The 23,788-nt window shown below is 58.9% G+C and carries 22 protein-coding genes; 16 read left to right on the top strand and 6 right to left on the bottom strand.

All coding sequences use genetic code 11. From position 1 onward, the window contains the following. The first annotated feature begins 94 nt into the window (after positions 1–94). Both GY33_RS0114255 and recR read left to right on the top strand, forming a co-directional pair. Positions 95–406 (top strand): YbaB/EbfC family nucleoid-associated protein, encoded by a 312-nt coding sequence (locus GY33_RS0114255; protein ID WP_031387979.1) that lies wholly within the window; start codon positions 95–97, stop codon positions 404–406. A gap of 12 nt (positions 407–418) precedes the next feature. After that, positions 419–1,024, top strand: coding sequence for a recombination mediator RecR (recR, locus tag GY33_RS0114250; protein WP_031387978.1), 606 nt, complete (start codon positions 419–421; stop codon positions 1,022–1,024). Between the two features lie 90 nt (positions 1,025–1,114). Here recR and GY33_RS0114245 read toward each other — a convergent pair whose 3' ends face one another. Further along, positions 1,115–2,500 (bottom strand): M23 family metallopeptidase, encoded by a 1,386-nt coding sequence (locus tag GY33_RS0114245; RefSeq protein ID WP_051822665.1) that lies wholly within the window; start codon positions 2,498–2,500, stop codon positions 1,115–1,117. Positions 2,501–2,942: 442 nt separating this feature from the next. On the opposite strand from GY33_RS0114245, the gene GY33_RS0114240 reads away from it, so the two are divergent. Then, positions 2,943–3,896 carry a membrane protein gene (locus tag GY33_RS0114240; protein WP_031387976.1) on the top strand — a complete coding sequence of 318 codons (954 nt, stop codon included), beginning with the start codon at positions 2,943–2,945 and terminating at the stop codon, positions 3,894–3,896. Positions 3,897–3,915: 19 nt separating this feature from the next. Here GY33_RS0114240 and GY33_RS0114235 read toward each other — a convergent pair whose 3' ends face one another. The 5 genes from GY33_RS0114235 to GY33_RS0114215 form a co-directional block, all read right to left on the bottom strand. After that, positions 3,916–4,134 (bottom strand): hypothetical protein, encoded by a 219-nt coding sequence (locus GY33_RS0114235; RefSeq protein ID WP_031387975.1) that lies wholly within the window; start codon positions 4,132–4,134, stop codon positions 3,916–3,918. Further along, positions 4,134–5,327: a response regulator gene (locus GY33_RS0114230; RefSeq protein ID WP_152555205.1), complete on the bottom strand. Its 1,194-nt coding sequence runs from the start codon at positions 5,325–5,327 to the stop codon at positions 4,134–4,136. Before GY33_RS0114230 ends, GY33_RS0114235 begins: the two co-directional genes overlap by 1 nt. Before the next feature lie 70 nt (positions 5,328–5,397). Then, positions 5,398–6,069, bottom strand: a complete 672-nt coding sequence (locus GY33_RS0114225; protein WP_084185188.1) for a TIGR04282 family arsenosugar biosynthesis glycosyltransferase — start codon at positions 6,067–6,069, stop codon at positions 5,398–5,400. Continuing rightward, on the bottom strand, positions 6,066–6,824 hold the full coding sequence (locus GY33_RS0114220; protein WP_084185187.1) for a TIGR04283 family arsenosugar biosynthesis glycosyltransferase: 759 nt from the start codon (positions 6,822–6,824) through the stop codon (positions 6,066–6,068). Before GY33_RS0114220 ends, GY33_RS0114225 begins: the two co-directional genes overlap by 4 nt. A gap of 4 nt (positions 6,825–6,828) precedes the next feature. Next, positions 6,829–9,315 (bottom strand): Lon protease family protein, encoded by a 2,487-nt coding sequence (locus tag GY33_RS0114215; RefSeq protein ID WP_084185186.1) that lies wholly within the window; start codon positions 9,313–9,315, stop codon positions 6,829–6,831. 431 nt (positions 9,316–9,746) lie between these two features. Between GY33_RS0114215 and GY33_RS0114210 the strand changes: the two genes are divergently transcribed. The 13 genes from GY33_RS0114210 to GY33_RS0114145 all read left to right on the top strand — a co-directional run bounded on the left by GY33_RS0114210 (position 9,747) and on the right by GY33_RS0114145 (position 23,736). After that, entirely contained in the window at positions 9,747–10,022 is a 276-nt protein-coding gene (locus tag GY33_RS0114210) for an AtpZ/AtpI family protein (RefSeq protein WP_031387970.1), read from the top strand. Beyond that, a complete protein-coding gene (locus GY33_RS0114205; protein WP_031387969.1) occupies positions 9,988–10,419 on the top strand; it encodes an ATP synthase subunit I in 432 nt (143 codons plus the stop codon). Before GY33_RS0114210 ends, GY33_RS0114205 begins: the two co-directional genes overlap by 35 nt. A gap of 5 nt (positions 10,420–10,424) precedes the next feature. Then, the gene (gene atpB, locus GY33_RS0114200) at positions 10,425–11,117 is read left to right on the top strand and encodes a F0F1 ATP synthase subunit A (protein ID WP_031387968.1); all 693 of its coding nucleotides are present in this window, start codon (positions 10,425–10,427) and stop codon (positions 11,115–11,117) included. A 64-nt stretch (positions 11,118–11,181) separates the two neighbouring features. Then, positions 11,182–11,505 carry an ATP synthase F0 subunit C gene (atpE, locus tag GY33_RS0114195; protein WP_031387967.1) on the top strand — a complete coding sequence of 108 codons (324 nt, stop codon included), beginning with the start codon at positions 11,182–11,184 and terminating at the stop codon, positions 11,503–11,505. Positions 11,506–11,614: 109 nt separating this feature from the next. Beyond that, positions 11,615–12,274, top strand: coding sequence for a redox-sensing transcriptional repressor Rex (locus tag GY33_RS0114190; protein ID WP_051822662.1), 660 nt, complete (start codon positions 11,615–11,617; stop codon positions 12,272–12,274). Continuing rightward, the gene (rfaE2, locus tag GY33_RS0114185; protein ID WP_051822661.1) at positions 12,274–12,771 is read left to right on the top strand and encodes a D-glycero-beta-D-manno-heptose 1-phosphate adenylyltransferase; all 498 of its coding nucleotides are present in this window, start codon (positions 12,274–12,276) and stop codon (positions 12,769–12,771) included. Before GY33_RS0114190 ends, rfaE2 begins: the two co-directional genes overlap by 1 nt. A gap of 143 nt (positions 12,772–12,914) precedes the next feature. After that, complete coding sequence (locus tag GY33_RS0114180; protein ID WP_031387964.1) at positions 12,915–14,261, top strand: TrpB-like pyridoxal phosphate-dependent enzyme; 1,347 nt, start codon at positions 12,915–12,917, stop codon at positions 14,259–14,261. Positions 14,262–14,395: 134 nt separating this feature from the next. Continuing rightward, positions 14,396–15,295: a permease gene (locus GY33_RS0114175; RefSeq protein WP_152555203.1), complete on the top strand. Its 900-nt coding sequence runs from the start codon at positions 14,396–14,398 to the stop codon at positions 15,293–15,295. An 11-nt stretch (positions 15,296–15,306) separates the two neighbouring features. Then, on the top strand, positions 15,307–16,332 hold the full coding sequence (locus tag GY33_RS0114170) for a TIGR03943 family putative permease subunit (protein ID WP_031387962.1): 1,026 nt from the start codon (positions 15,307–15,309) through the stop codon (positions 16,330–16,332). Between the two features lie 5 nt (positions 16,333–16,337). Further along, positions 16,338–18,098, top strand: coding sequence for a histone deacetylase family protein (locus tag GY33_RS0114165; protein ID WP_031387961.1), 1,761 nt, complete (start codon positions 16,338–16,340; stop codon positions 18,096–18,098). A 378-nt stretch (positions 18,099–18,476) separates the two neighbouring features. Next, positions 18,477–21,179 (top strand): glycosyltransferase, encoded by a 2,703-nt coding sequence (locus GY33_RS0114155; RefSeq protein ID WP_051822659.1) that lies wholly within the window; start codon positions 18,477–18,479, stop codon positions 21,177–21,179. A gap of 16 nt (positions 21,180–21,195) precedes the next feature. Next, entirely contained in the window at positions 21,196–21,741 is a 546-nt protein-coding gene (locus tag GY33_RS0114150; RefSeq protein ID WP_051822658.1) for a DUF2062 domain-containing protein, read from the top strand. A 147-nt stretch (positions 21,742–21,888) separates the two neighbouring features. After that, positions 21,889–23,736: a sulfatase-like hydrolase/transferase gene (locus GY33_RS0114145; RefSeq protein ID WP_051822657.1), complete on the top strand. Its 1,848-nt coding sequence runs from the start codon at positions 21,889–21,891 to the stop codon at positions 23,734–23,736. Positions 23,737–23,788 lie beyond the last annotated feature (52 nt).

Genomic DNA, 23,788 nt, shown 5'->3' with positions numbered 1-23,788 from the left:
TTCTTCCGAGACTGCGTGAAAAGTCGTTGGACCGCGCCGTTTTTGAATCAGCGAAGAGCCTCGGAAGCAACCCCTGAAGGAGCGTTTCATCATGATGAAAGGAATGGGCGACCTGGTCCGCCAGGCGCAGGTGATGCAGAACAAAATCTCCAAACTGCAAGAGGAAGTGGGCCGCAGGACCGTCGAGGCGGCCGCCGGCGGCGGAATGGTCACGGTCACGGCCAACGGGGCTCAGGAAATCCTGGCCATCAAGATCGACCCGGCCGTGGTCAACCCCGAGGACGTGGACATGTTGCAGGACCTGGTTCTGGCCGCGGTGAACGAGGCCATGAAAAAGGCCGGCGACATGATGAAGGACGAGATGGCCCAGGTGACCGGCGGAATCAAGATCCCCGGAATGTTCTAGGGAAATCCCGACGTGCGGGAGTTGCCCCAGACCTTGCGGGAAGTGGTGGGCCAGTTGGCCGCGTTGCCGGGACTCGGTCCGAAATCAGCGCTCAGGGTGGCTCTGATCTTGCTGAAATGGCCTAAGGAACGAACAGCCGACCTAGGCCGGAGCATTCTGGAGTTGCGGGACAAGCTCTGCTTGTGCGGCTCCTGTGCCGGTATTTCGGACCAGGACCCCTGTTCGATCTGTTCCGACCCCGGCCGGTCCTCCGAGCAGCTCTGCCTTGTGGCCGAGTGGGATTCCATGCTGATAATGGAGCAGTCCGGTGGGTATCGAGGCAAGTACCTCGTCCTGGGAGGGCTCTTGTCGCCCTTGGACGGCGTGAAGCCGGAAAGCCTGGAAATGGGTCGCCTCCGCGAACGATTGTCCGAGAATCAAGTTCGGGAACTGATCCTGGCCCTGGGCACGACCCTGGAATCCGAATCCACGGGTTCCTACGTCAAAAACCTCGTTGAACGAGACTTTCCCGGCGTTCAGGTGACCCGCTTGGCCCAGGGCATCCCACTGGGCACGGACTTGAAGTTCATCGACAAGGAAACCTTGCGCCAATCCATTACCTACCGCCAAACGCTATAGAAAAACAAAAGGCCCGCATAGAGCGGGCCTTTTGTTTTTTTGGAATCTCTCAGAACCGTACCGGAGTCCCCAAGCGCTCTTTCGCTCCCTTCACTCCACCCGAGACGACGCGTCGGGCTGGACCGCATCGGCCACGACTTTGCCGGCCAAGGCTGCGTACTGGGCCTGGACCTGTTCGGTCATGGTCTTGAACAGTGCCAGATCCTGGCCTTCCAAAGTTCGTCCAGGAGGCGAATCCACAGAAGCGGGATTCACATGCTGGCCGCGAAGGTGAACTTCGTAATGCAGGTGCGGCCCGGTGGACATGCCCGTGGTGCCGACGTAGCCGATCACCTGGCCTTGCTTAACGCGAGTGCCGCGACTGATCCCGCGTCCCAAGCGGCTCATGTGCGCATACAGCGTCGTGTATTCATTGGGATGCCGGAGTTCCACGGTGATCCCATAGTTGCCCTTGCGTCCGGCATGGGTGACCACGCCGTCTCCGGCGGCCATGATCGGGGTCCCGGTGGGCGCGGCGAAGTCCAGACCTTGATGCATCCGACTGTAGCCGAGAATCGGATGCCGACGCATGCCGTATCCGGAGCTGAGCCGTGCTCCGTCGATGGGGGTCAACATCAGGGTCTTGCGAACGCTCTGCCCGCGATCATTAAAATAGTCCGTCTCCCCGTCCTGGGCCGTATACCGAAAAATCCGCAAGGCCCGCCCGCCGGTTTCCAGCGTGGCGTAAAGCAGCGGACCTTCGCGCACCGCTTGACCGTTTTCGTCCAGTTCGCGCTCGAACAGAGCCTCAAAACGGTCTCCGGGTTGGATGTCGCGCTGAAAGTCTACATCGAACGAAAGAGCCCGAATCATTTGAATCAGCACGGGGCTGGGCATGCCCGCCCCTACGGCGGCGTTGTACAGGCTGGAGGTGATCTCCCCCTGGGCCGCGAAGGGAGCGACCTGGAGTTCCCACTGCTCTTCCTTGGCCAGGAATTCTTCGTCGCTCTCGCGCAGAACCAGCACGTTGCGGTCCACGTCCACCTGCATCCGCAACCCGGCGAAAAAATCATCCTCTTCGTCCTCGGCTCCGGGAACAAAGGTCAGGACCAGTTCATGGCCGGGCCTGAGCGAGCGAGGATTATAGACCTCCTGCAGCGCGGAAACCGCGGCATGGGCCTCGGATCGAGCCAGGCCGGCGTCCAGAAGAATTCCCATCAGCGTGTCGCCACGGGCCACCCGAACGATCTTCTCCAGGACGCTGTCGGCTTCCTCCAGGGCGGGTTCCTCCGCGACGACTTCTTCAGAGGAGGCAATACCAGCATCTTCGCTAGAAGCGAACTGTCCCGGCCCAACGGCCTTTTTCCGCTCCAAGACGACCAGTTCGATATTTTTCGACTCGTCAAGAGAGGATGAAAAGATGGGGGGCTGCCCTTCCGTCATATAGGAAAAGGTCAGCATGGCCAACTTGGGCAAAGCCAAAAGCAAGGCGATCACGAAAAAAACCCGCCTCCACCGAATTCCCTGTGGTGAAGACGGACGTGATCGAGGTATGTAGGTGTTGCGTTTCATAAATGCCTCCGGCATGAAAACATTCACCCGCGACCATCTGATCGTGGGCACGCGGAGAAGAACGTCATGTCGACTTTCACTCGCGAAGGAACGGCAAAAATTTCAAGATCTTGCTTCGTATGCGCGAAGAAACGGCAACCTGCCGGATTCGCCGAGGTGACAATGAATGCTTCGACGAAGCGAACAAAAGATTGAAAGAACCACTCCGAGACAGCAGACTGCCTAACCGCAATCCCCCCTCCGTGGCAAGTCTTGACATGACATTTCGGACAATTAAGGAATTTTTCCGCCAAAGATGCCGACCATCTGGAGGGGACAATGGCCCAAAACATCTTGAATATCAACCTCACTGGAAGCAAAAACACCCATGGACGTTTTGGAAATCTGGTCGGCCTTGATCTGGCCTCTGCTCAAACTAACCATGTTCATAAGTCTGGGCTTGCTTGTCGGCCAGCTGATCGAGGCCTTGAACTGGACCAGGGTGGTCGCCGCCGGCGTCTCGCCCTTGCTGCGCCTGGGGCGGCTTTCGGACATTGCCGGAGCCAGTTTTTCCCTGGCCTTCTTCTCCGGGATTTCGGCGAACTCCATGCTTGCCGACGCTTACGAACAGGGCCGCATCAGTCGCCGTGAACTGATCATGAGCAACCTGTTCAACAGCCTACCCACGTACTTTCTCCATCTGCCCAGCGTCTTTTTCATTCTGGTCCCGCTGATCGGGGCGGCTGCCGGGGTCTATCTGGGGTTGACCATCGGGTCGGCCATGTTGCGGACCGTGTTCATTTTGCTGTTTTCCCGATTCTTCCTGCCCCCGCCCATAGAGCGATGCGTTTCCTGCCGACTGGATGAAAAAGGCCCGGTTTCATTCAAGGATGCCATTAAGCGCACGGTCCAGCGATTCAAAAAACGCATCCTTCGGGTTCTGTCCATCACCGTGCCGATTTACGTCTGCTTTTTCCTGCTCAATCGCTGGGGCGCGTTTAGAGCGGTGGAAGAATTCATGGCCCAAAACCTGGGATGGCTGTCCTGGCTTTCACCACAGGCCGTGAGCGTCGTGGTCTTCCAGATGGCCGCCGAGTTTTCCGCCGGAGCCGCCGCCGCCGGAGCGTTGCTCTCAGCGGGAAGTCTGAGCCAGAAAGAGGTCGTGCTTGCCCTCCTGGTGGGCAACATCCTTTCCTCGCCCATGCGAGCCGTGCGGCACCAGTTCCCGTACTACGCCGGAATATTTAAACCGGCCCTAGCCGCGAAACTGATCTTCTGGAACCAGGGCCTGCGGGTCATCAGCCTGATCTTCGTGGGCGCGGTCTATTCCGTATTGTCCTGAGCCGCCTTTTTTGCTTTGCTCAAGTGTCGATCAGATTCTGCCCTTTCAAAGAGAGCCGCTCGTTCAAGGAGTCAACCCGTTCCTGAAGAGAGGCTCGCCGCGAGGGACTGGCTTCCTGATACAACTGTTTGAGCAGGTAGTTGCGGCAGTGAAACAGGGTGTGCCGTTCATCCGGCCGGTGGACCATCTTGCCGCAAACCGGACAGGCGCGAATATCGGATTGACGAAGTGGAGACATCAGTCGTTCGCGATTTTATCAAGTGTTTTGTTATCAGCAGCCACCGGAGCGTTTTTGTCATCGCTCCATTCCACCTTGGTGAAGAGCCGATACAAATCCTGGGCCTCGGAATGGTCTTTATTCAATTGCAAGCACTTGCGGATACTGAGCAAGGCGTCATCATAGCGTCTCGCGAACATCTGGGCCTTGGCCAGATTGTAATAGATGTTCTCGTCTCTCGGAGATAACTTGAGAGCGTTGATATAGGCGTGAACGGCCTCGACGTACATTTTCTTGTGACGCAGTTCAATGCCCAGGGTATTGTAGGCGTTGGGGGCGTGAATGTCATATTTGGTGATCTTGGCGAAAACACGTTTGACCTCGGCGAACTGATCCAGACGGGCGTATTCATCAGCGGCTTTTTGCAGATAGATCTGATAATTCTTCATGTCCTCCCGACCACGGTATGCTTCGGCAAGACCTTCGTATGCCTTGATAAACAAATTGTTTAATCGGAGAGCATTGTTGAAGGCGACAATAGCTTTGCCGAACTTGCGATCCAGCAGATATTGCATGCCCATATCAAAATACTTACGGGCTTCATCGTTCTCATCATTGGTATTTCCGGCGACGATCTCCTCGAATTCCTGGATGGCCGCATCGTAGTCGCCCTTCGCAAGGTTTTCCTGGCCTTGCGACAACAGCTCCTCACTCACCTGGATAGTGTCTGCCTCAGGCTTGACTTTAGCATGGCGTATGAGCGTCTCAAGCGTATATGGACGGATGATGAACCCCGTACACCCCGCCGTGATGGCGTCAATGACGAAACCTTCGTCGGAAACATCCGAAATGACGATCATGTTCAGAGGGGTCCCGCGCAAATATTTACGAATCTGAAAGATCAACTCGTGCAAAGGGCAACCGGAGACCGAGGAGTCGAGAATGAGGGTCTGGATGGAGTTGTGCCGGATGAAATCAAGAACAGCTCCCGCCGAGGTCAGTCTACAGCTCATGACCAGCCCGACCTTACGCAAGTTTTCCCTGTCATGCTCATAGTTGACGTCACTGGACGTGGCGATGACGTACGCGGGCAGCAGACTTCCAGGCGCGCCGCCGGACGGAGCCGCCGACGGCGAAACCAACGGCTTGGTCGGCTGAACCGAAGATCTCCTCATGGTTGAAGAGGGAGGTGAGGACGGGGTAGGCTTTTGCATCGACGAAACCAAACACGCTCCAGATGTTCAGAAGATTCTTATTTCTCCGTAGCCGGGGCGCACTCTGAAATCAAGAGGCGCTCGCGTCCCACGAGTCCAAGAATGTTCGAGTAGCCGCATCACCGGGCAGGAGATTTCGCTGAAGAAGTTGTCGAAGTCCCGCTTCATCGTCCACATCGGACCAGGATGCCAAAAAACACGGCTCCAGGCCGCTTCGAAGCAAGGCCGCCCGGCATTCGGCAAGAACCGTCGGAGTACTCCAGGAGACGGCGGCGAACAGGCCTGGGCGAAAAGTCCATCGCGTCCACCCGAGCAGGTAAAAACCGCCGTCACGGGCCGGACCGAGGACGACATCATGGCGATCCAAGGCCCGGAATGCCTCGACCAGCAAGCTGCCGGGCAAATCCGGCAGATCGCTTCCGATGAGCACCACCCGGTCGTGTCCCGCCTCGAAGGCCCGGAAAAAGGCGTCGTCCATCCTCGCACCGAGGTCAGGTCCGACCTGGGGCAGGAATTGGCGCTCACTTCCCAGCCACGCCGCGAAATCCGCGCGCATGGTCCAAGGGACGATGCTCAGCAGAGTTTGTACGGCCAAGGCGTCCACGGTGCGCAAGACGTCCTGGACAAAACACCGATACAAAGCAGCCGCGTTCTCCTCTCCCAATATCGCGACCAAGCGGGTCTTCACCTGCCCGGGCCGCGGATACTTGATCATTACGACCACGCAGTCTGAAAGGCTCATGCGGCAGTGGAATCCGACCGATCACCGCCGGTCGGGGAAGGGTGAGTGTCTGAGTCGACGGACTCGGCGATGGGATAAAATTGCCGTAATCTCCCGGGACAGACGCCCAAGTGATAGAGCAACCGAACGCCCCAGTTGCGCAAGGTGCAGCGCCAGACGCCTTCCTGTTCCCAGCGCCGGGCCGAAGTGAACGCGGCTTCACGAAGCAGAACCACGGGCCATCCCTTGCGTCGAACCCGGCGCATCAGTTCCAGGTCCTCCATCAGGGGAATGTCCGCGTATCCTCCCAGTTTCTCGAAGGTCGCGCGGCGCAGGAAAATGGCCTGATCGCCATATGGAACCCTGGTCAGCCAAGTGCGCAGATTCGCCGCGGCGGCGATCAGGCGTAAGGCCGAACGGGGCGAGTCCACGGCCAGCCTGAAGGCTCCGCCCACCGCCCTGGGATCTGCCAAGGCCTGAAAGATCAACGTATCGGCGCCGGTCGGCAAGCGGGTGTCCGCGTGCAGAAAAAGCAACACGTCCCCATGCGCTTGGGCGGCTCCGGCGTTCATCTGACGCGCCCGCCCGGCACCAGAGCCGATCCGGACCACGTCCCGGCCGTCGAGAACGGCCAGGGTTCGCCGCTCCGAATCGCCGTCCACGACCAGGATTTCCGCTATTTCTTTCAGAGCGTGGGTGGCCAAATGGTCCACCAGCGCCGTGATGCCCCGTTCCTCCCGAAAGACGGGGATGATCACGGACAACCGGACGCCCACGGGATTATCCTCGAGGCCGCCGCACCTTGGCTTTGGAGAGAGACGCCGTCGCGGCGGGCTTCTTCGTCTTGGCCGACGCCCGACGCGGCTTTCGCGACGAAGAGTCACGGGTGGCCAGTTCTTCCAACTCCTTGAGCCGGTCGTCCGCGAAACGGTACAGGCTGCCGGCGGAGAAGGAACCGTTTTTCAGCCGCCGCCCGGCCGGCAGCCCGGTCAGGATCTCCAAAGCTTCTTCGATGCAGCAGACCGGGTAGATGTGGAATCGCCCTTCTTCCACGGCCTGGATCACGTCCTGTTTGAGCATCAGATGGACCACGTTGTCCTCGGGCAGAATTACTCCCTGGCTTCCGGTCAAGCCGCGACGGCGGCAGACCTCGAAAAAGCCCTCCACCTTGCGCGTCACTCCGCCCACGGCCATGATCGCCCCGGATTGACTGACCGCGCCGGTGAAAGCTAGGGCCAGGTTGTTCGGGCGACCGGAAAGGGCCGAGATCAGCGCGGCCAGTTCCGCGCCCGAGGCGGAGTCGCCGTCCACCTGGGCGTAACTTTGCTCGAAACAGAGGCTGGCGGTGAGGACCACGGGCTTGTTCTGGGCAAAGAGCTTGAGCAGGTAGCTTTTGAGAATCATCATGCCCTTGGTGTGGATCGGTCCGCCGAGTTCGGCTTCCCGCTCCAAGTCGATGATCCCGCCGTGTCCGACGCCGACGCTGCACGAAATCTGATGCGGCAGCCCCATCTCGTAGTCCCCCAGGAACGAGACGGACAGACCGTTGGCCTGGCCCACGGCGCTGCCGGTGGTGGCCACCTTGATCAGCTGGCGGTCGTACTCGGACAAAAATTCCTCTTCGTACAGATTGGCCCGGTAGTTGCGGGCCTCCCAGGCCTCCTCCAAGGTTCGCCTGTCGACCATGGGGGCCTGGCGCATGGTTCCCATGGCCGAGGCCTCGATCATCAGTTCGCGGACAATGGGCAGACGCAGGGACAATTTCTTCTGATCCTCGGCCAGCCTGGAGGCGAAGTCCACCAGCCAGGCCAGGGCCTCCCGGTCGAAAGGCAGCAGTTCATCCTCGCGGATCATCCGCCCCATGGTCTGAACGTACTTGTGGATGGAATCCGCGTCCCGGGTCACGGTGTCCTGGATCTGTCCCTTGATCTTGAACAGCTTGGGAAACCGGTCGTCGTAGGCCAAAAGCAAGTCGTAGGCCTCGTCCGTGCCCACGAGAATCACCTTCACGTCCAAGGCGATGGGTTCCGGAGTGATGGTCTTGGTGCGGATCGTCTCGTGATGGTCACCGGGGTCTTCGATCCGGATCTGCATGGAGCGCAGTGCCCGCAAAAGACCCTCCCAGGCCTGGGGATGCTGGAGAACGTCTTCGATGTGCAGGACCAGAAAGCCGCCGTTGGCCCGGTGCAAGGCCCCGGGCTTGAGCAGGGAAAAGTCGGTGAACAGGGCCCCCCATTCCGCCTCGCGCTCGATGCAGCCAAGAAGGTTAAAAAACGTGGGATTGTCCTCGATGATGATCGGCGCTCCGTCCAACCGGCTGTGGTCAACGAACAGGTTGACCATGTACCGGTCGAAAAAGCCTTCGTTGGAAGCCATGGCCTCTGGACCTCCGCCAGGGGCCACCGGTTCTTTCGGCTTGAACTGATCCAGGTTGTCCAGCAGATCCCCGCGCAGAGCCGACAAAAAGGCGTGAAGGCGTTCGTGCTCGGCATGCTGGACGATGAACGGCTCCAGCGCTTCCACCAGCACCTGTTCCAGCACGTCTCGCTCCAGATTGCGTTCCGCGTCCCGTAAATCCTGTTCACGAGCGTTGATCTGGCGCAGCAGGCCGAGCATCGCGTCCAAGGTTTGATCACCTTCGTTGCGCAGCTTCAACCGCACACCCGGTTCCAATTTCTCCACGTCGCCGCTGTTCAAAACCTTCCCGTCCACCACGGGGAAAAGATTGACATTGCCCTGCTCGTCAAAGGAGAGGTTAAACCCGTGCCCGTCGGCCTGCTCCTCCATCTGGAGAATCAACTCCTCCTTGGAGTTTTGAAACTGGCGGACCAGCTTTTCCTTTTGCCGTAAATATTGGTCCTGGGTGAAACGATTCGGCACTTCGTCGCGGATGCGGTGCACCACGGCGGCCAGCTCGGTCTTGAACGCCTTGGCCGCGCCTGGAGCCAGTGAAATGGCCAGTGGGCGATCCGGATCCTCAAAATTGAAAACGTAGACCCAATCCGGTGGAGTCGGACGTTGCGCGGCGCGAGGGGTCAGGTAATTCTGAACAAGATATGTCCGACCGAGTTGCGGCTCACCAACCACGAAGATATTGTATTCCTTTTTGGGGATGTTCAGGCCCAACTCCAGGGCGTGCAAGGCCCTGGGCTGCATGGGCGGCGCAAGGTCCGCGCAGGGGATCTCGGTGCTGTCGGCGAAGCCGATGTGCTCGGGGTCAAGTCGCGCGCGCAAACTTTGGGAAGGTAATGGTGTAGATATGGACATGATAAATTCCGGTTTCCTCCAAACGATTCCAGTAATTTTTGTTGATTTCAGGGAAGTCCCCCGCTACGGGTGGAACTGTGACGGGCAGGACGACATTCGATCGCCAGTCGCCTCAGACAGCGCACCATGTCGGGCAAGAGGGATTTCTATTCGCTTCCAGGATACTTGTCATCCCGCTATGACGCCCGCAGGCGCAAGCCTTCGAAAAACCAGCGCCACAAAAGATGCTTTTCGAAGTCGGCCACGTTGTTTTTTTTCGTCGACCTCGTTGACTTGCTCCGGAGCGCTGTGATAGACGCCGTGGGCATGTGAATGTTTGCACGAAGAGACAGGACGGGACAGGCCAGACGATAAGATTTCCCTTCCGAGGCTGTATTGGATTGACACAGCGGGAACGCACGGCATTCACACTTAGAGTACCGAAAATAAATATGTTATTTCGATCCAAGTCCAAGTACAAAGACCTGATGCAGCCGTTCTCCCAGGCCGGTCTTCTGGGCATCCACCTTGTCGCGTCGACATTCGTGGGTGCGCTCATCGGGTGGTACCTGGACAAATGGTTGGACACCAAACCCACGCTGTTTCTGCTTTTCTTGGTTTTCGGGATCATCGCCGGCTTCAAGAACATGTACATGGAAACCAGGAAGATTCAGAGGGAGTTGGACAAGCAGGATGCGGCCGCTCGACAGAACAAACCTCAGGATTGAGGTCTTTTTACGGCGCAACGGATTCTACCTGGACGACGTGCGCATTCTGGTTCGCAACCAGCTGTATTTTTTATTTTTAGGATGCTCCCTGATGGCCTTCTCCGGGCTGGCGCCATGGGCTCTGGCCTTTGGTGCGGGGTGCGTGCTCAGCACGATGAACTTCTGGATGCTGGCAAAAGGGTTGCAATCCATTGTTCATCACCCTGACGGCGCCGTCGCCGTCTCGCTGATTCGGTTTTACGGACGACTTGCGTTAAGCGGCATTGCGCTGTTCGGATTGATCATCTGGGCTGGCCTGCCTCTGACGGCTCTGATTGCCGGGTTGTCGACGGTCGTCGTGAATATTCTGTTCTGGGGCGTGTTCCGGTTTCACCGGCAAAAAGTGAAGGAGGCTTGACCAAGATGGCTGGAGACATTCAATACGTTCTAATTTTGAAAGAAGGCCTGGATGCTGTGGGGATAAATTTTCCCAAGGAGTACATTCATATCGTGTACTCGTGGGTCATTATCGCCGCGCTGATTTTTCTGGGCTGGCTTGCCACCAGGAGGCTCACCCTCGTCCCGGGAAAAAGTCAAAACGTCTGGGAGGCGCTGATCGGCGGCATGGAGGACTTTGTCGTCCAGAACATGGGCGAAGCCGGCCGCAAGGTGTTTCCGGTGCTCTTCACCCTGTTCATCTACATCCTCTTCTGCAACCTCTCCGGCCTGATTCCCGGAGCGGACGCTCCCACGGCCAACATCAACACCAACGTGGGCATGGCCATTTTCGTGTTCCTCTATTACAATTACTGGGGATTCAAGCTCCACGGCCTGCACTACATCAAGCATTTTACCGGCCCCTTCTGGTGGCTGGCCCCTCTTATGTTGCCCATTGAGCTCATCAGCCACTTGGCTCGGCCGCTGTCTCTCACGTTGCGACTTTTCGGAAACATTCGCGGCGAGGAAATCGTCATCGCCCTGATGTTCTTCCTGGCGCCGATTCTTGGCTCCCTGCCCATCTTCATGCTCTTCGTGCTCATGAAGTCCATGCAGGCGTTCATCTTCTTCATGCTCTCCCTGATGTACCTCAAGGGAGCTTTTGAGGAAGCCCACTAATCCCTCGGGGGAAATGGTCATTTGACCAAAACAATAACACACTTCTCAAGGAGGACGTAGTCCAATGCGTAAACTGTTTCTGATCGCCCTGAACACCGTTGCCCTGATGGGTCTGGCTTCCGTTGCCTTTGCCGCTGATGTCGATCCCGGCACCATCTCCATGATCGCCATCGCCACCGCTCTGGGCATGGGTATTGCTGCTTTTGGTTGCGGTATCGGTCAGGGCCTCGGCCTGAAGGCAGCCTGCGAAGGCACCGCCCGCAACCCTGAAGCCAGCGGAAAGATCACCGTTACCCTGCTTCTGGGTATGGCCTTCATCGAATCCTTGGCCATTTACGCCCTGGTCGTGAACCTGATCCTGCTGTTCGCCAACCCCTTCGTCGGCTAACACGGCACATTTCTTCGATCGAAGATCAAAGAAGACCGCTCTCGACAATGGGGGCGGTCTTTTTTGGCCGCAAACATGTTCATAATTTCACAACTCGTCACGCATACCTGTGAAAAGCAAACACATTCCCAGGGCCACGATCCAGCGCCTGGCCGTGTATCTCCAGGTACTCGAAGCGCTGAACGACGAAGAGATCGAAGTCGTCTCCTCCGAGGCGCTTGCTCGCGCCTGTGACGTCAACCCGTCTCAAATTCGCAAAGATCTAGCCTACTTCGGAGAATTCGGCGTCCGTGGTGTCGGTTATTACGTCGCCAAACTGATCCAGTCCATCAAGGTTTCCCTGGGCACGGATCGCATTTGGCGCACCGCCCTGATCGGCGTCGGTAATCTTGGACGCTCCCTGCTTCGCTACAAAGGCTTCCCGAAACGTGGATTCCAAGTAGTAGCCGCCTTTGACTGCGATCCGTTCAAGATCGGGGAAACCATCGCCGGCCTGGAAGTGATGTGTCCGCGACGTATGAAGGAAAACGTCAAGGATATGCGCATCGAAATCGGCATTATCACCACGCCCACGGATCGCGCCCAGCGCGCCGCCAACTACCTGGTGGAATCCGACATCCACTGCATTCTGAACTTTTCCGCCGCCCGCATTCATGTTCCGGACCATGTCTTCGTGGAATACGTCGATTTTTTCCACCATCTCTACGCCCTGACCTTCAAGCTGAATACCAGCGCTGTCCAGCGATTCGAGTCTTTTTCCAAAAACTGATGGCCCCATCAAAACTCACACACCCGAAAATTCAATCTCTGGACGCGTTTTGCGGACGCGAACGCGCCCATCCACGTCCCCTCGTCTTCACCAACGGCTGCTTCGACATCCTGCACGCCGGCCATGTTCATCTGCTACGCCGCGCCCGCGCCCATGGCGACATGTTGGTCGTCGGTCTGAACAGCGACGCGTCCATCACCAGGCTAAAAGGTTCTTCGCGACCAATCACGCCTCTTGAGCAGCGCTCCTATGTCCTGGCTGGCCTGGAATGCGTGGATGCCGTGGTCGCTTTTGAGGAGGACACTCCGCTGGAACTGATCAAAGCCATTCAACCCGATGTACTCATCAAGGGCGGCGATTGGGCCAAGGATCGCATTGTCGGCGCGATCGAGGTCGCTTCCTGGGGCGGCGAGGTTTTCAGTCTCGACCTGTTGCCGGGCTTTTCCACCACCGCCATCGTGGAACGTATTCTCCGACTCCCTCCTCCAGCCAGCTGACCAACAGGTCTTCTCTCCTAACGAGAGCATTTCCGGCGCATGTTGACAGTTTCACGCCTTCCGGCCAAAAAACTCCTTCGGCTTTCACGGCTTCACGGAAACTCGCCAACTTATAAACATCGACCCAGCAGGAGACCCGTTTCATGGAATATCGCATCAATTTGCCCGAGAAGGACATGCCCCGCCAGTGGTACAACGTGTTGCCGGACCTTTCCCCGCCTCTGGTGCCGCCGCTGGACCCCGCCACCCAACAGCCTCTGGGGCCGGAAAAACTGGCTGCGATTTTTCCCATGTCCATCATCGAGCAGGAGATGTCCTCCCAACGCTGGATCGACATCCCGGAACCGGTCTGGGACATCTATCGTCTGTTCCGACCCACGCCCCTGGTCCGGGCGCACCGGTTGGAAAAAGCTTTGGGAACCAAGGCCAAAATCTACTACAAGAACGAGTCCCTTTCCCCGGCCGGCTCCCATAAGCCGAATACGGCCATCGCCCAAGCCTACTACAACAAGCTGGAAGGCGTGCGCCGCCTGACCACCGAAACCGGCGCCGGCCAGTGGGGTACGGCTCTATCCTTCGCCTGCAAGATGTTCGGCCTGGAATGCACCGTGTACATGGTCCGATGCAGTTACGAGCAAAAGCCGTATCGGGGCGTGCTGATCCGCTCCTATGGGGCCGAGGTTTTTCCCTCGCCTTCGAACAAGACGAATGCCGGTCGGGCCGTGCTGGCCCAGAATCCGAATTCCGGCGGCAGCCTGGGTCTGGCCATTTCCGAGGCCGTGGAAGACGCAGCCACTCATGACGACGCCAAATACTCCCTGGGCAGCGTGCTCAACCACGTATTACTCCACCAGACCATCGTCGGCTTGGAAACCCAGAAGCAACTGGCCTTGGCGGGCGAGACACCCGACGTCCTGGTGGGATGCGTAGGCGGAGGCAGTAACTTCGGCGGCTTGGTGCTGCCCTTTGTTCCAGAAAAGATGCACGGCAAGGGCCCGCGCTTCGTGGCCGTGGAGCCCAAGGCCTGCCCAACCCTGACCAAGGGCGAATTTCGCTACGATTACGGCGACATGGCCAAGATGACCCCGTTGCTGAAAATGCACACCTTGGGCTCGGGCTACTTCCCGCCGCCCATTCATGCCGGAGGCCTACGCTACCACGGCGATGCGCCCATTGTCTCTCACCTGGTCGACCAGGGCATGGTGGAGCCTCGCGCCTATTATCAAAACGACGTCTTCGAGGCGGCAAAGCTGTTCCTGCAAACCGAAGGCTTCCTGCCCGCACCGGAGACCTCCCACGCCATCAAGGCAGCCATAGACGTGGCCAAGGAAAGCGACCCTGATACCGTCATCGTCTTTCTCTATTCCGGACACGGCCTGCTTGATCTTGGAGCTTACGACGCCTTCAACCAGGGCAAGCTCAAGGACGACGAGTTCGCCGAATGCGACCTCCAGAAAGCCTTGGCAACTTGCCCCAAGATCAACGTTTGATGTCTGAAGGACAGGCCGACCATAATTTATTGGAATAACCGAGCCTTGATGCTTTGAAAGTCTTCTTTCAAAGCATCAAGGCTTTTTTCAAACTCAACTTTCAATCTATCCGTATCCAGCCTCGCCCAAGCCCAATGATCGACGCCCTCCTGCACGCCAAGATGATCTTTTTAAGCATCGTCTTTGAATCCTTTCCCTTCATTCTCCTGGGAGCGTTGTTTTCCTCCCTGGTTCTGGTGCTCATTCCGGAACATTTTTTCCGGCGCTGGTTGCCGGAAAACCCCTGGCTCTCCCTGCTGCCGGCGGTACTGCTCAGTGCCCTGTTTCCCATCTGCGAGTGCGCCATCATTCCGGTGATCCGCAGTCTGGTGCGCAAGGGCATGCCGTTGGCCGCCGGGGCGGTGTTTCTGGTGGCCGCGCCGGTGCTCAACCCGGTGGTCGCGGCGTCGACCCTGTTCGCCTTTGGACTGAATCCGGACGTGCTCGTCCTGCGTCTGGCCCTGTCGGCAGTAGCGGCCCTGATTGTCGGTTCCGTGGTCTGTCTGCTGCGCAAACGGCTGGAAGGAGATTTTTCCCGGGAACTGCCCATGGACCACGGCCACGCGCCCAAGAGCCTGCGGCGGGCCGCGACGTGGCATGAGATCGCTCGGCACACCTCGTCCGAATTTTTCACCGTGGGCTGCTATTTCATCTTCGGCGCGCTGATCGCCTCCCTGTTCCAGACCTTTTTGCATCAAGCCGTGCTTCTGGACATCGGCTCCGCTCCGTGGTCCTCCACCGTAGTGATGATGATCCTGGCCTATCTCCTTTCCCTGTGCTCAGCGGCGGACGCCTTCGTGGCGGCCTCCTTCGGCGCGGCCTTCACCTTGCCCTCACTGCTGGCATTTCTGGTCTTCGGCCCCATGTTGGACCTGAAGAACACGGCCATGCTCGTGGGCTATTTCCCGGCCCGATTCGTGGCCGTGTTCATTCTCAGCGGAACCCTGGCCGTCTTTCTTTTGGTCATGGGCTTGCACTTCCTGGGCGTCCAGTGAGAGAAAAGATCATGACCCCCGTGAGACGCCGTTCCCGTAATGCCGCGACAACCCCTGGACGAAATCGGATCAGATTTTCTTTTGGGCTGTTCCAGATTTTACTGCTTTTGGGACTGGCCGCTCTGCAAGCCGTTCTGCTGTTCACCGGGGCCATCCATCTCTACCAGGCCCCGAAAATGCAGCCGTTCGTTTTTTTTTCCACCACGACATTTCTGGTGATGGCCCTGCACGGCCTGTGGACCTTGCTGGTTCCGGGGGCTGACGCGACGGCCCGGTGCGGGTGCAGCCACGATCACGAACCATCCCCTGCCGGCAAGGTCACCATGGCGGTCTTGTTCGGGCTGGTCCTGGCCGCCGGCTTTTTTTTGCCGCATCAGGTCCTGGACAGCAGGGTGGCGGAAAAGAAAGGCATTTCGCTGAGTCGCTCACCAGCGCCGAGCGTCTTTGGTTCGGAGCGGGTTGCGGGTTTGCCCCCGGACAACCACCTCTTCTTCCAAGAGGAGATTCCCTGGGACAGCGCCCAGACCTGGGACCGGCAAGCATCCGGGGCGGACCTGGACAAGGAGCAGGCCCTGCTGCGCGAGGAACTGGGCATTTGGTACGACCGCGACATCTACCAGGAACTGTCTGAAGATCTGCTGGACCGGGAGGTGCTGCGCATTTCCGGAGAGGATTTTCTGGACTCCATGCTGATTATTTCAGCGTATTTGGATCGATTCCAAGGGCGTCGAGTGGAATTCTCCGGGTTCGTCTTCCATGATGGCACCATGGCCGAAAACGAACTGGCCGTGGCCCGCATCGCCGTCACCTGCTGCCTGGCCGACGCCACGGTCTACGGCCTGCTGATCCGGACCGACCCACCGCTTCCTCCCAACGACGCCTGGGTGCGTGTCCAGGGACGGATTTCCGCGATGCGGTTCATGGAAGAGGACATTCCGCTGATCATTGCCGATCAGCTGGAAGTCGTCCCGGCCCCGGACCAGCCGTACGTCTATCCCCGCCTTTATTCCAGTTACGTTTTTGACGACGGAAGCTGACGAACATGTTCCGCATTCGTCGCGTCCAGGACGCCACGTGGCCGGGCGACGCCAGGGTCATCGCCCAAGTCCAGGAAATTCTGCGCGAGCAGTTCCCCTTGCTCTCGCCCGAGGATGTGGCCAAACTTCCCGAACAGTTGCTCGATCCGCTGAAATTTCGTTTCCGGACCATTCTTTTCGCCGCCGAGGGTTCGGGCAATCGGTTGAAGGGCTTTGCCTTGTTCATGCACGCCCCGGATCTGCGCTTCGGATACCTGGATTTCATGTCCGCGGCCACCATGCAGACCGGAGCGGGAGTGGGCGGAGCGCTGTACGCCAGGGTCCGGGAAGAGGCCAAGGCCTTGGAGTTGACGGGAGTGTTCTTCGAGTGCCTGCCCGATGATCCGGCCTTGTGCGCCGATCCGACCATCTTGCGCCAGAACAAGGCCCGACTGCGCTTTTACGAACGCTTCGGGGCCAGACCCATCGCCGGAACGGCCTATGAGACGCCGCTCAAACCCGAGGACACCTGCCCGCCGTATCTGGTGGTCGACCTCCTGGACCAAAATCGGACGTTGCGCCGCCGGGACGCTCGAAAGGTTGTCCAGGCCATCCTGGAGCGTAAATACGCCGCAAGCTGCCCTCCGGGATACGTGGACATGGTCGTGGCCTCTTTCGTGGACGATCCGGTGCGCATCCGCGATCCGCGATACGTCGCGGCGGATGCGGATCGGCCTGCATCGCCGACGTGGCCGGAAGGGGCCGTACTGCACCAGGACAAAAGCATCGCCCTGGTGGTCAACGACCGGCACGACATCCATCACGTCCATGAGCGAGGGTATGTGGAAGCGCCGGTGCGCATCCGCTCCATTCTCAAAGCCATCGAGCCGCTGGGCCTGTTTCAACGCCTCAAGGTGCGCCATTTCGGCGAGGAACATATCCTGGCCGTGCATGACCGGCAGCTTGTGGAGTACATCAGGCGGGCCTCCGCGCTGCTGAAGCCCGGCGAATCGGTCTATCCCTATGTTTTCCCGATCCGCAACAGCACCAGGCCACCCAAGGAATTGCCGGTCCGGGCCGGATACTTCTGCATCGACACCTTTACGCCCATCAACCGCAACGCCTTTCTGGCGGCCAAGCGGGCCGTGGATTGCGCCCTGACGGCGGCCCAGGCCCTGCGCGAAGGCTACCGCTCCGCCTACGCCCTGGTCCGGCCTCCGGGGCATCACGCGGAGCGTCGTGTTTTCGGAGGGTTCTGCTACTTCAATTCCGCCGCCGCGGCGGCTCAGAGCCTTAGCCGCCATGGCCGGGTGGCGGTGCTGGACATCGATTATCATCACGGCAACGGCACCCAGGACATCTTCAACCATCGCCCGGACGTGCTCACCGTCTCCCTGCACGGCCACCCTCGGTTCGCCTATCCGTATTTCAGCGGATATGGAGAGGAAAAAGGAGAAGGGCCGGGCCGAGGCTTCAACCTGAACATCGCCCTGCCGGAAGCGCTTGACGGCGAGGGATACCGCGAGGCCTTGGCCCAGGCCCTGCGCCGGATCACCAAGTTCGCGCCCCGGGCTCTGGTAGTAGCTCTGGGACTGGATCCGGCCAAAGGGGATCCCACCGGGACTTGGGGGCTGACCGCCAGGGACTTCGAACGCAACGGTCGGATGATCGGCGAACTGCGTCTGCCGACCCTGGTTGTCCAGGAGGGCGGCTACCGCATCCGCTCCCTGGGAACCAACGCCAAGCACTTCTTTCTCGGCCTGGCCGCCGGGCTCTTTAGTCGATAGCGAGCCCTCCCGCTTGATGCCGCGTCCGAGACCAGCTCTTGACATCCGTTGGAAAAAGCCTCACTTGCTCAGCCGCAATTCCTCTTCCCCAACAACAAGGTAGCGTCGGCCATGCCGGTTAGCCCCATCCAATTTACCGTTTTCGTCCAACCCGCCGGGCTCTCCCATCGCTCCGTGCTGATTCAGACCTCATCGCAGCCGATCACCCATCCCGTCCGCTCAAGAAAGATCATCAACGCCCTCTCTTCGCCATAGTCGTTGTACTCGACCATCGGCGGCGCTTCCGCCTCATCTTGCGGCATCTTCCCTTACCCATGACGCGTTCCCATGGAGCACGTCTTGTCTTGACGTCTTTCAACAGCTTGATCAAGCACTTCCATGCCAAAACACTTTTTGCAGGCAGGCCGAACCACAACGAACCTGACCGTCATCTTGACCATCTTGGCCATTCATTCAGGAGTCTGGTGGTTTTTCAACCGACCGATAACTCAGCAGCAGGACTGGCAAGATTCGATTCAGGGCGTTTCCTTCAGCCCATACCAGTCATGGCAGGACCCGTTTCTTGGCATCCACCCCAGTGCCCAGGAACTACGCGACGACCTTCGACTGCTCCAGGGCAGGGTCCGGGAAGTCCGCTCCTACGGCTCCACCAACGGCCTGGAACAGATCCCGGCCCTGGCCGCGGAATTCGGACTGTTCGTCACCGCCGGGGCCTGGCTGGATGCAGATCGAACGAACAACGCCCAGGAGCTTCATAACCTGCTCCGCAACGCCGAAGTCCACGCCAACGTGAAGCAGGTGATCCTGGGGAACGAAAGCCTGTTGCGCGGAGACCTGACCGTGGCGGAGCTGAGCCGTTACCTGCGGGAGGCCAGGGATCGGACCACCAAGCCCGTGAGCACCGCCGAGCCCTGGCACGTCTGGATGGACCATCCGGAACTCGCCGCGGAAGTGGATTTTATTGCCATCCATATCCTTCCCTACTGGGAGGATATCCCGGCGGACACGGCCGTGCAGTGGGCCCTGGATCGCCATGCTGACGTGGCGAATGCCTTTCCCGGCAAACGAATACTGGTCGCCGAAGTGGGCTGGCCCAGTCACGGCGAACGCAACGGCCCGGCCAAGCCCGGCCGGGACAAGCAGGCCATTTTTCTCCGCGAGTTCCTGCCCGCGGCTCAGAAGCTCGGCATCGAATACTTTGTGATGGAGGCCTTTGATCAACCCTGGAAACAGCCCATGGAAGGCGTGGTGGGAGGACACTGGGGTATCTTCGATCAGCACCGCCAGCCCAAGTTCGCCTGGACAGGCCCCATCGTCCGCTCCGTGACATGGGGCCTGGAATGTGCCGCTGCCTCACTTTTAGGCGTGCTGATGCTGGGTGTTTATCTGCGTCGCCGTTCCAGTGTTCCGGTGATGGTGATTCTGCCCTTCGGCCTTCTGCTCCAGGCCGCCGCGGCCACTATGATCTGGTATGCGGGCGCGCCGATGGGGGCGGCCTATTCCCGTTTGGAACTGGCCGTCTGGCTGGGACTGTTTCCGCTGAATCTGGGCCTGCTCACGGTCGTCCTGACCAGCGGCCTGGAAATGGAACGGCTGCTCAGCCCGGGCGGACTCCGCCGCGACCCGTCCGCCTCCGGACCGCAACCCGTCGGGCTGCCCAAGGTCTCCCTGCATGTGGCCATCTGCAACGAGCCGGCGGACATGGTCCTGAAAACCCTGAGCAGTCTGGACGCCCTGGACTATCCGGACTTCGAGGTGCTGGTGGTGGACAACAACACCACCTCATCCGCCTCGTGGCACCCGGTCCAGGAATTCTGCAAGGGCCGGGGAACACGGTTCCGGTTCTTCCATTTGCGGAAATGCAAGGGCTTCAAGGCCGGCGCCCTGAACTTCGCCCTGACCAAGACCCACCCGGATACCGGCATTGTCGGCATCGTGGACAGCGACTACGTCGTCCGTCCTGACTGGTTGCGTACTCTTGCACCCAATTTTTGTCGGGATCCGCAGCTGGCACTGGTCCAGGCTCCCCAGGACCACCGCGACTGGGAAACGAATTCGTTCAAGACCATGTGCAACTGGGAATATGCCGGTTTTTTTCAGATCGGCATGGTTCATCGCAACGAGGACAACGCCATCATCCAGCACGGCACCATGTCCCTGATCCGCCATGAAGCCCTGCGCGAGGCCGGTGGCTGGGCAACCTGGTGCATCTGCGAGGACGCCGAACTGGGGTTGCGGTTGATGGCGGCGGGCCACAAGACCCTCTATGTGCCTCAGAGCTTCGGATGGGGGCTGGCCCCGGACACCTTCTCCAGCTACTGTGGCCAACGGTTCCGGTGGGCCTACGGAGCCGTCCAAATCCTGAAACGGCATTGGCGGTGTTTGCTGCCCTGGAACCGGAACAACGGCCTGACCCCGGCCCAGAAGTATCATTTTCTGACCGGCTGGCTGCCTTGGTTCGCGGATGCGGCGCATCTGCTCTGCGTCACGGCCAGCCTGCTCTGGGCCGGCGGAATGCTGCTGACACCGAACTGGATCGGCACTCCGATGTCCATTTTTCTGTTGCCCGTCATGGCCGCATTCGGCTTCCGCCTGCTGCAGTTCATCTGGCTCTACCAAGTCCGGGTGCGCTGCGGTCTGCCGCGCACCCTGGGCGCGGCTCTGGCCGGAACCGCCCTGATGCACACCATAGGCAAAGCCGTGCTTTCGGGAATGGCAACCTCGGATAAGCCGTTTCTGCGCACTCCCAAAAGCGAGGCTGCGTCCGGTCTGTTTCGAGGACTGTCCATGGTCCGCCAGGAGGCGCTTTTGGGCCTCCTGCTCTGGTTGGCGGCTGGCTGGCTGGCCCTTGACCGAGGATTCGCGGATGGGGACGTCAATTTATGGATGGCCGTTCTGGTCTTGCAATCGTCGCCCTACGTGGCCGCCGTGGCCGTGGCTCTGGTCAACGTCCTCTCGATAAAGCCTGCCGGCGACCTACCGCGGACGGCCGCCCCGGCCCCGTCCGTCTCCTTGTTGCGGTTGCGTTTTCGATCCGCGGCCAGATTGACGACAAGCCTGTTGCTGAAGGGAAAAATATGAGCAATAAAAAGTGCCAATGACGGCTTTCACAACCAGTTTTCCCCATCGGATACTTAAACGGATTCGGAAACCGGACGTTTCCCAACGGCTCCAGGATTGGCTGACCCGGCACCCCCGGTCCGCCAGGCTCCTGCATCACAGCGGTGCGTTGCGCACTGATCCCGATGCTCTGGCCCGGGGCGTGGCCGTGGGTCTGTTTATCGGCCTGACCCCGACTTTCGGCGTACAGACCGCGCTCATCGTTGTTGGCTGCATCCTGTTGCGCGGAAACGTCTGTAGCGCTCTGGCCGCGTCCTGGGTCTGCAACCCTCTGACCATTATCCCGCTCTATTGGTGCTTCCACGCCTTGGGTGACGCCTGCTTTTCGACCCTTCCGGCCTTTGCTGCCCCTCCTTTTGCTCCGGATGCCTGGGATGTGGGCGATGAGCTGCTGATCACGGCTCTCGGCAGCCTGATCATGGCCTTTCCCCTGGCTGTTTTCGGCTATCTAGCGGCCTTGCAGGGCGCGGGCCGGTTGCTTCGCCAAAGAGCCATGAATCGATCCCTGAAAAACGGAGTGTAATCCCCTGGACATCCTCACCGGTCTCGTCGGCCTCGCCCTGCTGATCCTCGGCGCGAATTTTCAGGTCCGCGGGACCTCGTGCGCACTCTGCCTGGGCCAGTCTTCCCCGTTTGAACGCCCACCCTGCCCAGAAAGACACGCCCTCTCATGACCTCGACGCAACAGATTCTTCTCTCCCTGGTTTGCTACGCCATCAGTACATGGCTGCTCTCCGGAAGCCTCCGGGTGCGTCCGGTCCGCTACGGATTCGGGCTCAGCGGCTTCTGTCTGATCCTGGCGACAGGTGTTTTTCTGATCGCCGATTCCTTTACCACGATGGGGATCGATGCGTCCGTGACCTATCACCTCCGGTACGGTCTGTCCGGAGCCGGCTTCGCGGAGTACTCCGGCAGCGTCTACGCGGGTATGGCCATGCTTTCCCTCGCCGCCGCGGTAGGCTTTGTCTCGGTCCGGCGACTGCGTCCGATTCCAGGCAGATCGGTTCATTCCAGAAGCTGGACCGCCCCCTTCGTGCTGGGCGCGGCGTTCCTGGTCAATCCGGGAATTCAGGACATCTCCAGGTTGGCGACCCAGCCTTTGAAGCAAGCCTCGGGCAAGGATCACTTCACTGTCCTTTACCATGTGCCACCCATTACTCCCGTGACAGGCCGACCCAAAAACCTTGTCTTCATTTACGCCGAAAGTTTGGAGCGAACCTACTTCGACGAGTCCCTGTTTCCCGGGTTGATCCAGGGGCTCCGGGAGCTGGAGCAAGAAGCCCTGTCTTTCACTGGGGTGGAACAGGTCAGCGGCACCCATTGGACCATTGCCGGCATGGTCGCCAGTCAGTGCGGCATTCCGCTTGTCACATCCTCCGGCGGCAATTCCATGTCCGGGATTGACCATTTTTTGCCCGGCGCAATCTGCCTAGGCGACGTGCTGCAAGCCCAAGGGTACGCTCTCACCTTTCTGGGAGGGGCGGACCTGGATTTTGCCGGAAAGGGCAAGTTTTATGCTACTCATGGATTCTCCGAAATAAAGGGGAAAACCGAGCTGCAAGGCATATTGGAGGATCCGGCCTACCTGAACGAGTGGGGACTGTATGACGACGTGTTACTGGAGTATGCTGGCCAACGCTTTGAACAACTGTCCCAAACGCCCAACCCGTTCGCCATGGTTCTTCTGACTTTGGACACCCATCATCCCCGAGGCCATCCTTCAAGAAAATGTGCCGGTATGCGCTACCAGACTGGCGACAACCCCGTACTCAATGCCGTAAAATGCTCGGACTATCTGATTTCCAAATTCGTCCGCGACGTGATGCGTTCTTCCCATTGGGAAAATACGCTGATCGTCATTGCCTCGGATCATCTTGCCATGGGCAATACGGCCACCCATCTTTTAGATCAGGGAAACCAAAAAAACATGTTCATGGTCATTGATTCAGACCACGAAAACGGAATAATGATCGACAAACCGGGGACGACCCTGGACATTGCCCCCACCGTTCTTTCTTTGCTCGGCTTCGACGTGTCCTTGTTTGGTCTGGGCCGCGCTCTCATCGGTGCCGAACCCACCTTGATCATGCAAGAGTCCGATCTAGGACTGACACTGGCCGGCTTTCGATCTGAAATCGCCATGTTTTGGAGGTACCCCGTAGTACGAGAGGGTATTCGAATAAACGTTCCACGGCGGAGTCTGCATGTAAATGAAAGGGTTTTTCAGCTGCCGACACTTTTGCATTTGAGCAAAAGCGGCGAAATTCTTGACGTGTTCTTCGAATACCAACTCTTTGACTACGCCGAGAAACTGGCATCCTACTTCTCGCGCATGAAACACGACGATGTCGTTGTCTGGGTTGATTTCTGTCAGAATTTCAGAGGCCTGGACTTGGACTTCGGAGAGGATTCATTTTGTGTTTACTTGGGTAAGGTCGACGATGAAAAGCCCTTAGTAACGCCCATAATCGATGAGATATATATCTCGATGAAGTTGCTGGACCCGTTTTTGAAATGACCTACAACGCCATGGGTTACGGATTGGCATATAGTTTGACTAGGTGAAGTTG

Source organism: Desulfonatronum thiodismutans (assembly GCF_000717475.1).
Lineage (GTDB): Bacteria > Desulfobacterota > Desulfovibrionia > Desulfovibrionales > Desulfonatronaceae > Desulfonatronum > Desulfonatronum thiodismutans.
This window is presented reverse-complemented; position numbering and strand designations above follow the sequence as displayed.

Excerpts from the sequence above, each read along its gene's own strand:
- GY33_RS0114215 (WP_084185186.1), bottom strand. The coding sequence starts at position 9,315 with ATGTCCATATCTACACCATTACCTTCCCAAAGTTTGCGCGCGCGACTT.
- GY33_RS0114230 (WP_152555205.1), bottom strand. The coding sequence starts at position 5,327 with ATGCAAAAGCCTACCCCGTCCTCACCTCCCTCTTCAACCATGAGGAGA.
- GY33_RS0114180 (WP_031387964.1), top strand. The coding sequence starts at position 12,915 with ATGGAATATCGCATCAATTTGCCCGAGAAGGACATGCCCCGCCAGTGG.
- GY33_RS0114165 (WP_031387961.1), top strand. The coding sequence starts at position 16,338 with ATGTTCCGCATTCGTCGCGTCCAGGACGCCACGTGGCCGGGCGACGCC.
- GY33_RS0114255 (WP_031387979.1), top strand. The coding sequence starts at position 95 with ATGAAAGGAATGGGCGACCTGGTCCGCCAGGCGCAGGTGATGCAGAAC.
- GY33_RS0114175 (WP_152555203.1), top strand. The coding sequence starts at position 14,396 with ATGATCGACGCCCTCCTGCACGCCAAGATGATCTTTTTAAGCATCGTC.
- atpB (WP_031387968.1), top strand. The coding sequence starts at position 10,425 with ATGGCTGGAGACATTCAATACGTTCTAATTTTGAAAGAAGGCCTGGAT.
- GY33_RS0114210 (WP_031387970.1), top strand. The coding sequence starts at position 9,747 with ATGTTATTTCGATCCAAGTCCAAGTACAAAGACCTGATGCAGCCGTTC.
- GY33_RS0114205 (WP_031387969.1), top strand. The coding sequence starts at position 9,988 with ATGCGGCCGCTCGACAGAACAAACCTCAGGATTGAGGTCTTTTTACGG.
- GY33_RS0114150 (WP_051822658.1), top strand. The coding sequence starts at position 21,196 with ATGACGGCTTTCACAACCAGTTTTCCCCATCGGATACTTAAACGGATT.
- atpE (WP_031387967.1), top strand. The coding sequence starts at position 11,182 with ATGCGTAAACTGTTTCTGATCGCCCTGAACACCGTTGCCCTGATGGGT.
- GY33_RS0114240 (WP_031387976.1), top strand. The coding sequence starts at position 2,943 with ATGGACGTTTTGGAAATCTGGTCGGCCTTGATCTGGCCTCTGCTCAAA.
- GY33_RS0114235 (WP_031387975.1), bottom strand. The coding sequence starts at position 4,134 with ATGTCTCCACTTCGTCAATCCGATATTCGCGCCTGTCCGGTTTGCGGC.
- GY33_RS0114145 (WP_051822657.1), top strand. The coding sequence starts at position 21,889 with ATGACCTCGACGCAACAGATTCTTCTCTCCCTGGTTTGCTACGCCATC.
- GY33_RS0114155 (WP_051822659.1), top strand. The coding sequence starts at position 18,477 with ATGCCAAAACACTTTTTGCAGGCAGGCCGAACCACAACGAACCTGACC.
- rfaE2 (WP_051822661.1), top strand. The coding sequence starts at position 12,274 with ATGGCCCCATCAAAACTCACACACCCGAAAATTCAATCTCTGGACGCG.
- GY33_RS0114225 (WP_084185188.1), bottom strand. The coding sequence starts at position 6,069 with ATGAGCCTTTCAGACTGCGTGGTCGTAATGATCAAGTATCCGCGGCCC.
- GY33_RS0114170 (WP_031387962.1), top strand. The coding sequence starts at position 15,307 with ATGACCCCCGTGAGACGCCGTTCCCGTAATGCCGCGACAACCCCTGGA.